The sequence below is a fragment of the Yaniella soli genome (assembly GCF_054782375.1).
On sequence record NZ_BAAGSP010000006.1, the window covers coordinates 1 to 14,902 of the forward strand.

Annotated in this window: 16 protein-coding genes and 2 riboswitches; of the genes, 4 read left to right on the forward strand and 12 right to left on the reverse strand. The window is 56.1% G+C overall.

The genetic code is table 11. The annotated features are described in order from the left end of the window. Positions 1-895: type III PLP-dependent enzyme domain-containing protein (locus ACYVJT_RS04435; RefSeq protein ID WP_499418131.1), on the reverse strand; the 895-nt coding region annotated here is incomplete at its 3' end. Positions 896-978: 83 nt separating this feature from the next. On the opposite strand from ACYVJT_RS04435, the gene ACYVJT_RS04440 reads away from it, so the two are divergent. Then, positions 979-1,347, forward strand: coding sequence for a DUF4190 domain-containing protein (locus ACYVJT_RS04440; protein ID WP_343956495.1), 369 nt, complete (start codon positions 979-981; stop codon positions 1,345-1,347). 5 nt (positions 1,348-1,352) lie between these two features. On the opposite strand, the gene ACYVJT_RS04445 is transcribed toward ACYVJT_RS04440, so the two are convergent. From ACYVJT_RS04445 to ACYVJT_RS04460, 4 genes are all read right to left on the reverse strand, one after another. Beyond that, entirely contained in the window at positions 1,353-2,207 is an 855-nt protein-coding gene (locus ACYVJT_RS04445; RefSeq protein WP_343956496.1) for an ABC transporter permease, read from the reverse strand. A 2-nt stretch (positions 2,208-2,209) separates the two neighbouring features. Continuing rightward, on the reverse strand, positions 2,210-3,193 hold the full coding sequence (locus ACYVJT_RS04450; protein ID WP_343956497.1) for an aliphatic sulfonate ABC transporter substrate-binding protein: 984 nt from the start codon (positions 3,191-3,193) through the stop codon (positions 2,210-2,212). Between the two features lie 2 nt (positions 3,194-3,195). Beyond that, positions 3,196-3,990: an ABC transporter ATP-binding protein gene (locus ACYVJT_RS04455; protein ID WP_343956498.1), complete on the reverse strand. Its 795-nt coding sequence runs from the start codon at positions 3,988-3,990 to the stop codon at positions 3,196-3,198. 9 nt (positions 3,991-3,999) lie between these two features. Next, positions 4,000-4,090: riboswitch (SAM riboswitch) on the reverse strand. 110 nt (positions 4,091-4,200) lie between these two features. Next, the gene (locus tag ACYVJT_RS04460; protein WP_343956500.1) at positions 4,201-5,658 is read right to left on the reverse strand and encodes an APC family permease; all 1,458 of its coding nucleotides are present in this window, start codon (positions 5,656-5,658) and stop codon (positions 4,201-4,203) included. 120 nt (positions 5,659-5,778) lie between these two features. Further along, positions 5,779-5,866: riboswitch (SAM riboswitch) on the forward strand. On the opposite strand from ACYVJT_RS04460, the gene ACYVJT_RS04465 reads away from it, so the two are divergent. Next, positions 5,860-7,266 carry an LLM class flavin-dependent oxidoreductase gene (locus ACYVJT_RS04465; RefSeq protein ID WP_343956635.1) on the forward strand — a complete coding sequence of 469 codons (1,407 nt, stop codon included), beginning with the start codon at positions 5,860-5,862 and terminating at the stop codon, positions 7,264-7,266. It overlaps the preceding riboswitch by 7 nt. Before the next feature lie 76 nt (positions 7,267-7,342). Here the strand turns inward: ACYVJT_RS04465 and ACYVJT_RS04470 are convergent, their stop codons facing one another. After that, the gene (locus ACYVJT_RS04470; RefSeq protein WP_343956501.1) at positions 7,343-8,284 is read right to left on the reverse strand and encodes an aldo/keto reductase; all 942 of its coding nucleotides are present in this window, start codon (positions 8,282-8,284) and stop codon (positions 7,343-7,345) included. 103 nt (positions 8,285-8,387) lie between these two features. On the opposite strand from ACYVJT_RS04470, the gene ACYVJT_RS04475 reads away from it, so the two are divergent. Then, entirely contained in the window at positions 8,388-8,882 is a 495-nt protein-coding gene (locus tag ACYVJT_RS04475) for a MarR family winged helix-turn-helix transcriptional regulator (RefSeq protein WP_343956502.1), read from the forward strand. A gap of 228 nt (positions 8,883-9,110) precedes the next feature. Here the strand turns inward: ACYVJT_RS04475 and ACYVJT_RS04480 are convergent, their stop codons facing one another. The 5 genes from ACYVJT_RS04480 to ACYVJT_RS04500 all read right to left on the reverse strand — a co-directional run bounded on the left by ACYVJT_RS04480 (position 9,111) and on the right by ACYVJT_RS04500 (position 11,954). Continuing rightward, positions 9,111-9,341: a hypothetical protein gene (locus ACYVJT_RS04480; RefSeq protein ID WP_425579853.1), complete on the reverse strand. Its 231-nt coding sequence runs from the start codon at positions 9,339-9,341 to the stop codon at positions 9,111-9,113. A 20-nt stretch (positions 9,342-9,361) separates the two neighbouring features. Continuing rightward, positions 9,362-9,673 (reverse strand): hypothetical protein, encoded by a 312-nt coding sequence (locus ACYVJT_RS04485; protein ID WP_425579854.1) that lies wholly within the window; start codon positions 9,671-9,673, stop codon positions 9,362-9,364. Then, a complete protein-coding gene (locus ACYVJT_RS04490; protein ID WP_425579855.1) occupies positions 9,674-9,997 on the reverse strand; it encodes a hypothetical protein in 324 nt (107 codons plus the stop codon). Between the two features lie 58 nt (positions 9,998-10,055). Further along, the gene (locus ACYVJT_RS04495) at positions 10,056-10,370 is read right to left on the reverse strand and encodes a hypothetical protein (RefSeq protein ID WP_425579856.1); all 315 of its coding nucleotides are present in this window, start codon (positions 10,368-10,370) and stop codon (positions 10,056-10,058) included. An 825-nt stretch (positions 10,371-11,195) separates the two neighbouring features. Continuing rightward, entirely contained in the window at positions 11,196-11,954 is a 759-nt protein-coding gene (locus ACYVJT_RS04500) for an SDR family NAD(P)-dependent oxidoreductase (protein WP_343956503.1), read from the reverse strand. A gap of 75 nt (positions 11,955-12,029) precedes the next feature. Between ACYVJT_RS04500 and ACYVJT_RS04505 the strand changes: the two genes are divergently transcribed. After that, positions 12,030-13,193, forward strand: coding sequence for a CaiB/BaiF CoA transferase family protein (locus tag ACYVJT_RS04505; RefSeq protein ID WP_343956504.1), 1,164 nt, complete (start codon positions 12,030-12,032; stop codon positions 13,191-13,193). Positions 13,194-13,894: 701 nt separating this feature from the next. Here the strand turns inward: ACYVJT_RS04505 and ACYVJT_RS04510 are convergent. Then, complete coding sequence (locus ACYVJT_RS04510) at positions 13,895-14,878, reverse strand: NADPH:quinone oxidoreductase family protein (protein WP_343956505.1); 984 nt, start codon at positions 14,876-14,878, stop codon at positions 13,895-13,897. Between the last annotated feature and the right edge of the window lie 24 nt (positions 14,879-14,902).

Sequence of the window (14,902 nt, forward strand, 5' to 3'; positions counted from 1 at the left end):
CGCTTTCGTCCAAACGGCTAAGCGAACCGCCGAGTGCGGTCCCGCATGCTCGGTGGTGTGAGAGGTGGGTCGGGAAACCCGACCCACCTACTCGATTGCCGTCGAACAGTTCCGGCACGACGGCCTGGTGGACGAACCGGTGATTCGCAAGGCTCGGTGTGCCATGGACGTCAGTATGGTTGCCGGGTAGGCCAGCACTGAGATGTATGTGCCTGACGCGCTGGGCCCCAACGGCATGCTCAATATCTTCGGCGAGCTGGTAGATGGCCCCAACTTGTTCGGCGGCCTGTTGCAGGCTGGCTGGTGGAGCATCAAAGTGCAGGCTGAGCTGAGCTAACCACGGGCGGTCTTTGAAGCTTTGGATAATGTCTTCGCGGTGATCACGTAGTCCGATGCCCAGGTGTGATGCCGCCAAAATACCGTCATCGCTGGATGTTTGTGGGGTGATCCGCAGCCCGATGACCGGCAGGGCGAGTGCGCCATCGCCAATCTGATCGACCCGATCCAATTCTGTAAAGCTATCCACGCTGAAACTGATATCGGCTTCTACGAGTTGGCGCAGCATGGCGCGGGAATTGGCTGCTGCATTGTGCACTATTTCGTGAGGGAGGAAGCCGCAGCGACGGGAAATGACGAGCTGGCTGGCAGACGCTGCCTGAACGCCCAGCCCACGAACCCGAATATGCTCCAGCACGCCGGGCAGCGTCATCTGCTCGAGGGTGACCGTGTGTGCCACCCACTGCTCCGGATAGGCCTCAAACAGCTGTTCGATGAGCTGATCGAGGACGTTGAAATCTATCGCACCGAGTACCGGGGTGGTCTCGTTGAGGAGCGGAGCGAGTTCTTTAATGGCCGTGGTGCGTTGCGCTGTGATCTGTGTCGCTGAAACCGTCATGCCCTGATCTTACGATGCAGGGTAGGACGCGATAAAAATTGGGTGACTCGTCAGAAAACGTGCATTGCGGTTATTGTCGAGATATGACACAGAATTATGAACCTGGCTCAGAGCAGTACCCCAGTGGTCAAAGCGACCAGGGCTACGGCTGGCAACACCCACCCGGATACCCCGTGCCACCACAGAACCCCGAGGGGCAATCCGCTTCGACCACGTCGTTGGTGCTCGGCATTATCGGCCTGTTTACCTTCGGCATTATTTTGGGGCCGTTGGCGATCTATTTCGCGGTCAAAGCTGAACGCAATGGTGTCTCGGCGACCCCGGGCAAAGTCATCGGTTGGATTGTCACCATCTTGCACGGTCTTGGCATTCTCATCGGCATCATCGCGATGATTTTTGTCATCGCGGCGGCATCCTCGTCGTTATCGAATGCCGCGCTGCTGTTGTTGTGAACTTGTTAACTCCAGCGTGCGATGGCGCGTTTCTCGGCGAGACCCAAGAGGATGTCGGTGATTTTGCCGAGGACAGCCAACAATATGATGGCTAAGATGAGCCGATCGGTTCGTCCGTTATTTTGCGAGTCGGTCAATAAGAACCCGAGCCCCATTGATGAGGCGATGAGTTCGGCAGCGACCAAGAACAACCAGGCTTGTGCTAGTGCCAACCGGAGCCCAGAGAAAATGGATGGTACGACGGCGGGCAGTTGGATGGTCTTGAACAGGCGGATGCCTTTATATCCGAATGCGCGGCCGGCTTCGACCAGGTGTTGGTCCACGTGTTGTAGGCCCGCATAGAGCGTAGTGAAGACTGGGAAAAACGCGCCGATCGCGATGAGCGTGACCTTGGAATCTTCGCCAATCTGCATCCACAGAATGAGCAGCGGCACCCAGGCCAGTGAGGGCACGGCACGCAGCGCACCCAGGATGGGAGTCAGGAGTGCGTCGGCCCAGCGCGAGAGCCCTAGCACCGCACCGAAGATCATGCCGAGTACAGCACCGATGCCGAAACCAATCAGGACACGCTGGACCGAGATGCCGATATGCATCCACAGGTCGCCGCGCTCCAGGAGCCCCACCGTGGCGTCGATGACGGCGCTGGGGGACGGCAACTGAACCGGGGTAAACAGCTCTGCTGCAGTGACCGCCCACCAGGCGATGAATAGCGCGATGGGTACGAGGAACCCGATGACAGGTTTGACGCCTTTGCGGTCGAGAAAGCGTGTTTTCTTAGCGGTCGGCGCCGGGCTGGTGCCGGCCTGGTCGAGGTTGGGCTTGTGCTGACTGGTGACGTCTGTTTTTTCGATGGTGGTCATATTTACTCAGCACTCTCCGCATTTTCGGCGAACTCGGGACGCAATAGGGTCTCGAGTGCTTCATCCACATTTTCCTGGTTATCGACATCACCGGAGGTCACGAAGATCGAGGAGATATTCGACAGCACCTCGGTCTGGTCTTCACCTGGAACCGGGCTGATATCGAAACCGGAACGCTCGTTGATGACGATTTCGGCGACGTCCTCTTCAATTTCGCCTTCATCAGCGAGCAATTGGGCGGTTTCTGCTGGATTCTCCAGCGCCCATTCGCGTGCACGCTCATAGGTATCGACAACCGTTTGTGCCACTTCAGGCGATTCTTCGAGGAAGGACTCAGTGGCGTTCAAAAACGAGTAGGTATTCAAGTCCACGTTGCGATAGAGGAATTCGGTATCGTCCTCGGCGCCGGCCATGATCGGATCCAGACCAGCCCAGGCATCGACCGAACCGTTATTCAGCGCCGTGTAGCCATCTGCGTGCTGGACGTTTTGTACTTCGAGGTCATCGAGCTCGAGGCCAGCTTCTTCGACGGCTTGTACGAGGAAGAAGTACGGATCGGTTCCGCGAGTGGCCGCAACCGCGCGTCCTTGAAGATCCTCGACCGATTCGATGTCGGAGTCTTGCGGTACCACCAGGGCGGTCCATTCGACGTTGCCAACCACGCTGATGGTTTGGATCGGGGTGCCCGTCGAGCGGGCCAACAGTGCAGCGGAACCTGCGGTTGAGCCAACGTCGATGGCTTCTGCGCGCAGGTTCTCATTGGCGCGGTTCGAGCCGGCCGAGTATACCCATTCAACGTCGCCGTCGAGCTCTTCTTCTAACCAACCCTGATCTTTGATAATCAGTGACAGTGGGTTGTAGGTGGCGTAGTCGATGCTCAGGGTTTCGGCTGCGGTCTCGGCTTCGGCGTTTTCACCGGCACAGGAGGTCAATGCCAGTGCGCCAGACAGGATCGCTGCGGACAGAGTTTTACGTGACAAGGACATGGTTATACCTCCGAGGTTGCAAGTGTTTCGACGCCGAGGCCGGTCAGCAGTTGTTTCCGCAGCGAGACGAGCGCTGGGTCATGGCTAACACGTGGGCGTGGTACAGGTGGTGTGAAGATGTTGGCGATGGTTGCACCCTGGGTGTGGGGCGAGTCATCGAGCAGTACGATGCGGTCTGATAGCAGCAGTGCTTCGTCGACGTCGTGGGTGACCATGACGGTGGTCGTGCCGGTTTGTGCATGCACATCCAACAGCAATTGCTGCATTTTGATGCGGGTCAGCGCATCGAGGGCGCCAAACGGTTCGTCGAGCAGCAGGATTTCTGGGTCACGCGCCATGGCGCGAGCCAATGATGCACGCTGGGCCATACCGCCCGAAATTTTCCGAGGACGATGCTCGGCGGCATCGGTGAGGCCAACCAGCTCAAGTAGTTCAGCCACTCGCGCTCTACCCTCGGCCTTGGAGAGTCCGTCGGGCAAACCAATCGCGACGTTGTCTGCCACGGTGGCCCAGGGGAGGAGCCGAGGTTCCTGGAAACCCACCGCGCAGCGGGCGTCATATTCGTTGACTTCCGTGTTTTCGATCAGCACCTTGCCGGTGAAGCCGGTGTCGAGGCCACCGAGCGCGCGCAGCAGCGTGGATTTTCCAGAGCCAGAGGCCCCGATGATTGAGATGATCTCTGCGGCACCGATTTCGAGGTTCACTCCGGTCAAAATCTGGCGGGTTGAGCCATTGGTACCGAAAGCGCGACCAACATTTCGGCAGGCAACGGCAGGGGTTGATACTGAATGCGTCATCAAGGATTCACTCCATCGATCTCTTGGCATTAGCACCTGCCCCGCGGGGTGGTTGCTGCGACGTCAACGAGCCAAGTCTCTTAGTCGCTCTGGATGGTTACGAAGCACAAGCTTAGACGAACCTGCACGGAAAAGGGAAATGCACCCGTCATATGCTTAACGAAAAATGCCAGGGAGTCGCGTCCTCCCTGGCATCTTCGGATCGGTCGGTTATGCGCGGTCGGTTTTTGCCTGGCGCCGGTTTTCGACGATCGCCAGCACCTCGTCGCCTGCGTTTGGCCCGGGTTTTACACCGGTCGGTACACGGAAGAAGAACAGCGCGCCGATGCCCCACCAGATGGCGAAGATCAGCCACGGCTGCCAGTCAAGCGCCGAAGGCATGCCCGGTAGGTACACGCTGAACAGTGCACCGGTGAGCACAGTCGCGGTCCAGCCGATGAGTTCACCACCGCGGCCCTTGCCACCAATGCGCAGCGGGCGGTCCATGCCGGGATCGCGACGACGCAGCACGATAAAGATGACCGAGACCATGAAGTAGGCGATGATAATCGATGGTGCACCGGAATCGACCAGCCAGGTCAGCATGTTTTCGCCAAAGAAGGGCGCCAGCAAAGAGAGTCCACCGATGAAGTACAACGCGTTGGCCGGAGTCCGATATTTGGGGTGCAGCTGACCAAACCAGGCAGGCAACATCCCGGTGCGCGCCATCGAATAAACCAGCCGGGAAGCCCCCAGCATCAGCGAGTTCCACGAGGTCAAAATCCCCGCGATACCACCAGCAATGAGAATGTTTGCCATCAACTGGGAATTGAATAAGGAACCGAAGGCATCGGCGACCGCAATATCCGCTTGGGCAAGCTCATCTCCGCTCATCGCCGACGACGTCGTGACCACAACCATGATGTACCAAATGGTGGCCATCGCAACCGAGATAATCACGAGACGACCAATTTTACGAGCAGGGACGTTGACTTCTTCGGCAGACTGCGGGATCACATCGAAACCGATAAACAAGAACGGAATGGCGATGAGCACCGTGAAGAATCCTGCCGTCCCCGGAGTAAAGAACGGTTCCATATTGCCAGCATCACCGCGGGTGGCCGAGCCGAAAATCATCAAGATGCCGACGACGATCAAGAAGATCACGGTGAAGTTTTGCGCTATCGACGCCTGCTTGACGCCCCGCACGTTGAGCCACGTGATGACCAACGCGCCAGCTACGCCGATAAGCGCCCATGTTAGGTGGACGGTATCACCGGCAATGTCCCACATGGGCAGCGCATTGATCTCGGGAAAAATATAGGCGACCGTTCGCGGGAAGGCCACCGCTTCAAAGGCCACAATGGTGACGTAGCCGCCCACCAGCGCCCAGGAACCGATGAACGCAAACCGCGGGCCCAATCCTCGCAACACGTACTGGTGCACACCACCGGCAAGTGGCATGGCCGAGGTCAGTTCCGAATACACCAGCCCGACCACCGCCATAATCGCGCCACCCACCACTATGGCGGCGACTGCACCCATGGTGCCGGCCTCTTGAATCCAGCCACCGGTCAGGACAACCCAACCGAAACCGATCATCGCGCCGAACCCGAGGGCGAGCGCATCAATATTGGTCAGCGTCTTCGCCAGCTTTACCGGCTGCTGCCCCGACTCTTTCGATGACATGCTGTTACCTTTCTCATAAATTCACTTCCTCAGCCTAGGACAGCATTAGCGCTTATCAGCGTAATGTTGTGACATTGCAGCTGGCAATGTTGCTCACATCTGTGTTTGAATCAGGTGTGTAACCCATCCAGAGCGGCTAAGAGATCTGGCTCGTTGACGCCGCAGCAACCACACAGAGTGCAGGTGCTACCGCCAGAACCGATGGAAGGAGAACTCATCGTGTCATCAAATCGCCAAATTCTCTTTAACGCCTTCGATATGAACTGTGTCGGGCACCAATCACCAGGCCTGTGGCGTCATCCGCAGGATCACTCCCGCGATTACAACAAGCTTTCCTACTGGACCCAGCTAGCACAAACTCTTGAAAAGGGTCTGTTCGACGGGCTCTTCATTGCTGATGTGCTGGGCCCATATGATGTCTATGGCGACAACGCCAACGCCGCACTGACGTCCGGTGCTCAGGTCCCGGTCAATGACCCATTCCTACTGGTCTCCGCGATGGCCGCGGTCACCAAGAACCTGGGTTTTGGTATCACCGCGGGTACGTCGTATGAACATCCCTTCCCGTTTGCGCGTCGTCTTGCCACCCTGGACCACGTCACCGACGGCCGTGTGGGCTGGAACGTCGTGACCGGGTACTTACCATCGGCCGCCCGCAACATGGGCAATGACGACCAGATGGAACACGATCGCCGCTACGAGCACGCTGATGAGTATCTCGAAGTGATTTACAAGCTGCTTGAAGGCTCTTGGGAAGACGATGCTGTGCAGGTCGACCGTGAGAACAACGTGTTCACCGACCCGGCCAAGGTGCACAATATTGAACACGAAGGTGGATTCTTCAAAGTACCGGGTGCAGCGGTTACCGAGCCATCGGCCCAGCGAACCCCGGTCATTTACCAGGCGGGCGCCTCAACGCGCGGTCGTGCCTTCGGGGCAAAACATGCTGAAGCGACCTTTATTAACTCACCAACCACGCAGCTGCAAGCTCAGTCTGTTGCAAAGACTCGCGAAGAACTCGTCAAAGCTGGACGCGATCCTTACGACATTCGAATCTTTGGCATGCAGACCATCATTACCGCTGCGACGGATGAAGCTGCCTGGGAGAAGTACCGGGATCTCGCACAGTATGCGGATGTTGAAGGTGCGCTATCGCTCATGTCGGGGTGGATGGGTACCGACTTCTCGAAATACGATTTGGATGCTCCGATTGGTCATATCGAATCCAACGCCATCCAGTCAGCTGCGGAAACGTTCCGTAAGGCTTCCGGTGATGGCGAAGAATGGACTGTCCGGAAACTGGCCGAATGGGTTGGTGTCGGGGGCTTCGGGCCAATTCTGGTTGGCTCCGGCGCCACGGTAGCCGAAGAGCTCATTCGTATCCAAGACGAAGCCGACATCGACGGTTTCAACCTGGCGTACCACATCACCCCGGGCACATTCGAAGACATCGTCGAGTACGTTGTCCCAGAGCTGCAGGCCCGCGGACGGTACAAAACCCAATACACCGAAGGCACGCTGCGTCATAAACTCTTTGGTCGCGGCGACTACCTACCCGACACCCACGTCGGTGCCAGCTATAAGCTCGGTGCAAAAGCAGCGGTATAACGCGGTAGCTCTCCGAAGACAGCACTGCCCCACAAACCTGATGCTCGAGGTCGGTGGGGCGGTGTGTCGAAGACGTTTATGTAAACGCCTTGGACGCGGTATCGAGTTGTTGTACTTCGTCGTTAGTCAGTTGCAGATCGGCTGCTGCGATCAGCGCTGGCAGCTGGTCTACGTTGGATGCGGATGCCACGGGCGCGGTCACACCCTTGGCCAATAACCATGCGAGCGATATGGTTGCGGGTTCCACGGAGTGCACCCCAGCAATTTCAACCACCGCGTTGACGACGTTGAGCGCCTCATCGGTGATCAGGTCTTCGGCGAAGCCCTGGCGTGCTTTGCCTTCGATGTCAGCTTTGGAACGGTATTTACCGGTCAAAACACCAGACGCCAGTGCAAAGAACGGGAAGACCGCGGCATTGAATTCTGTAGCGATAGGGCGGTAGCCCTGCTCGTAGTCCTTGCGGTGGATCAAGTTGTACTGCGGCTGGATAGCCACCGGCACCGTGAGGCCTTCAGCCTTCGCGGTTTCAAACCATTCACGCATGCGCTCAGGTGAGAAGTTGGATAGCGCGAGGTGCTTGACGCGGCCGGACTCCACCAAGCTGTGGGCATGGCGTACCTGGTCGATGATCGTAACGTTTTCGTCATCGTAGTGGGCGTAGTAGATGTCCACGTGGTCGGTCTGCAAACGTTTCAGGGAGTCATCGAGTGCGGCCTCGACGTTGTCTTCGCTGAGCCCGGGACGAGTCGGTAAGCCCCCGACTTTGGTCGCGATGATGACCTGATCGCGGTTCCCGCGGGCGGCAAGCCATTCGCCAATAACCTTTTCGGATTCGCCGTCCTCATGCCCTTCGGCCCACACCGAGTACAGGTCGGCGGTATCGATGAAGTTGCCGCCGGCAGCAACGAACTCATCCAGTACTTTAAACGATGCGTCACGGTCTGACGTCCAGCCGAAGGTGTTGCCTCCGAGGTTCAATGGAAAGACGTCGAGATGTGTGTTTGGGATGCGGGCCATGTGCACTCCCTGAGCAGTAGGTGAGGCATGCAGAGATTTTACTTGCGATGGAGACTAACTTAACTGAACTGACTTTCTGCGTCAAGTAATGTAGTCTAGCGATATGAGCAACACACCTGAACCCCGTTGGTTGGATGAAGAAGAAGACTTTACCTGGAGGGCCGTGTGGTCGTTAATGACTTGGCTGCCGGTCAAACTGGAAGCTCAGTTGCGTGAAGACCATGGGCTAAGTTTGTATGAGTACTATGCGCTCTCACAAATCTCGGAAGCCCCGAACCGCGCGATACGACTCAGTGAGCTGGCCGGTATCACGAATATGACGTTGTCGCACCTATCCAGGGTGATCTCACGGATGATGAAGGCCGGTTGGGTTGAGCGAGTGGTCGATCCCAACGATGGTCGATATACACTGGGCCAATTAACGGATGCAGGGTGGGATAAAGTCGTGGAAATGGCGCCCGGTCACGTGGAGGCAGTGCGCCATGCGATTTTCGATCAGCTGACTGATGAGCAGATTCATGCGCTAGGCGAAGCCTCTGCTCGAGTTGCGGAAGCCGTCTCGCCGCATGGCAAGGTCACCGGCCGTCCTGGAAGCTAAGCCTCAATCCACCGATCAGATAGGTGGATAGCGTTTGCGGCAGGGAAGGATCGATGAGCTGCGATTGCGCATTCTGGGGCTCGGGAAAGTCTCCCGGCTTTGCAGCGGTTGTGTCCACTGATTGGTTTCCGAGCATCGCTCCTGCTGCTTGGCCTGACGCCCAGCTTCGAGGTGGATGGTGATCATGACACAGCTGGTGGTGGACTCAGCGTATTGTGCCATAACCGGTCAAACGCGGTAGCCCACTTCCCATGCGTGGGTAAATGGTAAATGCAGTACCAGTTTGCGGGCGCGGTGCGCGAGCCGGGCGGCAATGTTGAGCAGTTTCTGACGCAGACTGACCGTCCTAGCATTACCCAGGTCGCCACCAGCAAGCGTTCCAGCGGCGCGCGGTAGGTTGCGACTGATCGCAGCAGTCACAAACCAAGCCGCGTTGGCATAAAACTTACCGGAAGGCATATGGGCCAAGGGTCCTGCTTTTAGGTCTGCAAACACCTACTCGACGACCGTGTGTTGGCCGTGGACCTTATCTGCGGCCACCGTCTCCAGGACGGATTTTTAACGGTGGTGAAGAAGACGTGATACCAGTAGGTGGTAAAGAGCTGGCTGTGGGCGGCTACCAGTTTGGTGGCGTTGAGCTCCGGGATACGACGCACCACCAACCGGCTAGCCACTTGCTCGCCTTTGGCTTTCGATGAGAATGTGGTGAAAGCAATTTCCGCGACCTGGGGCAGCAGAGACCCACCGACCAGTGTCTTCTCAAAGATGGCTTGCGGGTACTTGATCCCCATCTATGCATCCGCTGGGGTGTCAGCAATAGCATTCATCACTGCCGCGTTTTGTGGCACAGTCACCGAGTAGTCGGCTCCAGCCGCGCGAACTGACAGCACCCCGAACCGAGCGAGTTGTTGGCCAAGGATCAACGGTGCGGCTTTGGCTGTGGAAATGGTGGCAGTCAGCCCGTTGAGACCGCGCAGTGTGTAGTAACCGAGCCCGGCGCCATGTTTGTTGGGCGAAAAGACCTCGATCGCCATGTCATCAAAGTCCACAAACACCATCTCACGACCGGTGCCATCCGGTGGGCTCACCGGCAACAGCTCGGTCTGGTGGCTCAAGTTGGTCAGGAATCTGGCGGCCACTGCGACCAGCTGTTTCCCATGCCCATGCGTGTATTCACACAGATGTGAGCCCAGCGTTGAGGGCGCCTACACCGCGGAACAATGATTTCATACCACCATGGCGCAGAATGTCCCTATTATTAATACTGTCAGCACCAGCAGCCAGCCCAGACACCAGCGACATGATCTTTGCCTCTGGGTTCGCGCCTTTATCCGCCCCAGTATTGAACACCGTGAGCCACTGGTCAGCCAGCCGTTTCAGACCAGCATTCTGCGCCAATCGCAACAGTGGCGCAAGTCCTGCCGACGACACGAGATTGCGCTCGTCAAAGGCATAGGCAATACCCGCAGCAGTGTAATTAAATAACATCTCAGAGGTGTCCTGCTGACCCTAATAAGAGTTTTCTCAAAAATCACTATTATCCAAGGTAAGGGACACTTCTTTAGTTGAAACGCCGCACCCACAGCCAATTTATCGATGGATCTAGGCTAAAGACTCACACCAAGGCGTGAATGAAACCAAAAAGTCTGACTTGTTTTTCCTAGCGCTGTTTTGAAGCTCTTCAAACCTGGCGGACGTCAAGCGGTTATCGTGCCGGACAGCGTAGTGTTCGACTCCTGTAAAGCACATATAGATCTGCGGAAAATGCTGGTTGAGGAGCAGAAGCTGGTCGTCGTATTTAGGCTCTCCTCAGACGTGTTTGAGCAAGATGCTGGTGGTTCTATCGCATGTCAGTTCTGTCCTAAAACCAACCAGGCGGCATTTGTAATGTCTTGTCCTCCTGAACGTTTCGGCTGCCTACGGCATCGCCGCAGTTTCATGGAATATTTTCGGGGGCGTATAACCACCAACACCGCTATCCCGGGATCGACTTCCATACCCCAGCTGACGTGCACTTTAACCTCACTGCACAAGTCCACCAAGCCCCCACAGAGCCATGCAAGCCGCTTGGCCGGCACACCAAGAGCGTTCTGCCCACAACAGATTATGGGCGGGCGGCTTCCTGGGACAGGTGGAATTTCTGGATATTAGCGTAGAGCGACCTACTTCTCGGCTGGATCTGATTGTCATTGCAACGCTAGCCAGTAGATGGAGCTATAGTAAAAAGTCTTGCCATTGGGTCGGACGCTAGTATCTTGCTGCCAACTACCTCCAGCCCCGGCCTCGATCTACTCCGGTTTAACATACCCAACGCTAGAGTGACCATCCTCCATCAACTGACAGCACTGTACCGGTGCAGTAGGTCGCATCTTCCGCAAGAAAGACTGCGGCTTTGGCAATTTCATCTGCCGTTCCAAACCTGCCCATTAGTGTTTCCGCATGGATTTTTTCGCGAGCTCCCTCTGGCACAGCAGAAGTCATGTCAGTGTCGACGAATCCCGGCGCAAGAATATTAACCCGAATGCCATCTCGTCCGAGTTCTTTTGCAAGAGAGCGGCCGAAACCAACCATTGCCGCTTTGGCGGAGCCGTATGCTGTGTCGCCAGCGTGTCCTATCAAGCCGACTACAGAAGAAATCAGGACGATGCTCGGGGCATCACTTTTCCGCAGTTCGGGCAGGACTGCGCGAGTCAATTGTGCCAGTGAGCTGATATTCGCCTCAATGACACTCCACCAATCGTCGTGGGAGACCTTGTCGATTCTGCCACCTTTCCAAAGGCCCGCATTGACAACCACCCCGTCGAGATGACCGAATTGGCGCACCATGGCCTGGACAGCCTGTTCTGCGGAGTCAGTCGAGCTCAACTGATAACGAATTGGGGCGACGTGGTCACCAAATTCTTCAGCCAACGCTTGGGCTCGTTCTGGGCTGGAGTTGTATGTGGCGCCTACCGCAATGTTTCGTTCAGCTAGGCGGCGAACGATCTGAGATCCGATACCGCGGGAGCCACCGGTTACGAGAACGGTCCGACGGCGTGGTGCCTCTTTTTTATCTGGTAAATAACTAGTCATATTGGTATTGTATCGACTAGTACATTTTCTTCAAGAGTTAGTTAAGACGCCAGTACATGGAAGTTGGAGGCGGGAATGAGCAATGCAGAAACAGCGGCTGCGGGCAAATCGGGAGCTTTAGCTGGTATTCGAATCCTTGAACTAGGTGGTATCGGTCCGGGGCCTTTTTGTGGGATGTTGCTCGCTGATCTAGGTGCTGAAGTGGTGCAAGTGAAACCTCCTGGTGCGGTTGGAACTGAACAAGCAGGGGAAGTGCTCAATCGAGGACGTCGGTCACTCACTCTCGATTTGAAAGAAGAAGCAGGTCGGGAGATCGCCCTGAAAATTGCCTCTGAAAGCCACGCAGTTATAGAAGGCTTCCGTCCAGGAGTTGCCGAACGTCTTGGCCTGGGGCCTAAGGACTGCGCAGCACGCAATCCGGGAATCGTGTACGGTCGAATGACCGGTTGGGGCCAATCGGGACCTCTGTCAGACTACGCTGGTCATGACATAAACTACATTGGCCTTACAGGCGCGTTAGACGCAATAGGATTGCGCGATGGACCGCCTGTTCCTCCGTTGAACCTAGTCGGAGACTTCGGCGGTGGTGGTGTTTACCTTGCTCTCGGAGTTGTGAGCGCGGTCTGGGAAGCTTCCCAGTCTGGCGTCGGTCAGGTCGTCGATGCATCTATCGTCGACGGTACAGCTTCGCTATTGGCAATGCTCATGGGAATGCGTAGTACAGGCGAGTGGAATGGTGCTCGCGGCGAAAACCTGCTTGATGGGGGAGCGCACTTTTATGGAGTTTACGAATGTTCTGATGGAAGGTACATGTCAGTTGGCTCCATCGAATCGAAATTTTATGACCAATTACTTGGTGGGCTTCAGCTAGAGGACCCACCTGACGTGGATCGGCTGTCCTCCTATGAGTGGCCGCGACTGCGTAGTCGAGTAGAGCAAGCTTTCCGCGCTCGACCACAGCAAGAATGGACCGAAATCTTCGCCAATCTTGATGCATGTGTCACGCCGGTTCTTACGATTGAAGAGGCGCAAAATCATCCTCATAACCAGGACCGTCGGTACATTGAGGAACATCATGGCGTAATGCAACCTGGGCCCGCACCGAGATTCTCTCGAAGTCACGCTCAGGGTGCGAGGGCAGTTCCTCGAATTGGACAGCACACGGATGATATTTTGGGCCGTATCGGTATAGGGAAGGACGACATCGATGCCTTGAGATCGAAGGGAGTCATTGGTTGAAACCGTTTCCAAAGGTGCCGGAGCTGGCCATACTTATGACTCCATATGGGTGATACCCGATAGGTCTCGAGGGCAAATGAATATACGGCTCGTTGCGAGTCATTGGTTGGCGCCAGGCAGGATCGGTAACGTCGACGGCGAGCGCTACTCGCAGGTATCGCCGAATATTTAGACGCGCATATCTGCGGTGCGTTAGCGCATGTTGTGGCTGCCGGTTTCAACCCAGATGATGTTTGTGCACATCGGTCTATGAAGGACGAACGTTGATCGAAGTGCAACAGGCCCGACTCCACCCCACGCAGGCCAGCCGCCTCGGCGGCACCGGATCCCGGCCTGGCTACGATACCACTCCGCGAAAATCTCTTGTTTCGGGTCAATGGTGCGGGTTAACAGCCCTTGTGAGCGAACCGTGAGGCTCTTGTTCACTCGAATATTGCGTAGCCTTATGAGATAACCGTCGAGGAGTCCGGCATGAACCTAGATATTGGGCGGCACTGTTTGCCACCATCCACTGGCTCTGAACAAGCCCATCGGAAAATCGGCCGGTGGCTCTCACTAGCACCATGAGTGGGCTCCGGTACTGAGAATATTCAGGCAAATTCACCTTTGGTCGTGTATCAATAGTAACGTCCCGTGATTGGTTGTGTGTTCCAACTGAGCATGGTGATATGCAGCAGGTCATGTGGGGGACAGACAAAGCGTTAATCAACCATTGAAATAATGACTTTCCCTCGAAGTCCGCCGGCTCTAAACCGATTAAAGGCGGCAATCGAGTCTTCAAGGGAATGAATATTCGCTATGGGCGGGACAAGGGTTTTGTTTGAAACCATGGGAAGCATTTCGTGAAACGCGCGCCCCAAGAGCTGCGGCCTCCTATCTCGATAATCTGTCAGCTGGAAGCCATGAACTGAAATATTCTTCACTAGTATGTGACCTGGTTTGATCTCAGGCTGACTGCCGGAAGCGAACCCTGTTATGACAATATTGCCTTCCCAACCTGTCGCACGAATGACTTGTTTGAGCACGTCTCCACCTACAGACTCTAAGGTGATATCAACACCCTGTCCGTCTGTAATGTGCATTATATCGTCACGCAAGGTACTTGGTGTTGAGGTTAGAACATGGTGAGCGCCGAGACTCCTTGCAAGATCAGCGCGATCGTTGTCCCGAGCAAGAGCGATCACCGTGTTCGCACCGTACGCGTTTGCCAAGTCAACACCTGCAGAACCTACGCCACCTCCGGCACCGGTGATTAGTACGGTATCTGACGCGCGGAGGCCGGCTCGATGCATCAAGCCGATCCAAGCAGTAGCGTAGACCACGCTGAAAGCTGCTGCATCGATGTAAGTCACTTCATCGGGTAGTGCATAAATTTGGTGTTCGGTGGCTATAACTTTTTCGGCGTGGCCGCCGTGAGGCACCAAGGCTAGTACTCGATCATCGATCCTGAACTTCGATGACCTGTTTCCAACTGCTGCCACCCGGCCAGCAACTTCAATCCCCGGGGTAAACGGCAATTTTGGCAGCGCCTGGTACGTTCCGTCGATCACCATGAGATCAGGGTAATTGATACTTGAAGCCTGAACGTCAATGAGGACTTCGTCGGACTTTGGAGTGGGGTTAGGTAACTCTAACAATTCTATAGACTCAGGCTTACCGAATTCTCGAACGGTTAATGCGCGCATAGACTTCCTCTTTGTTGAGCCCGT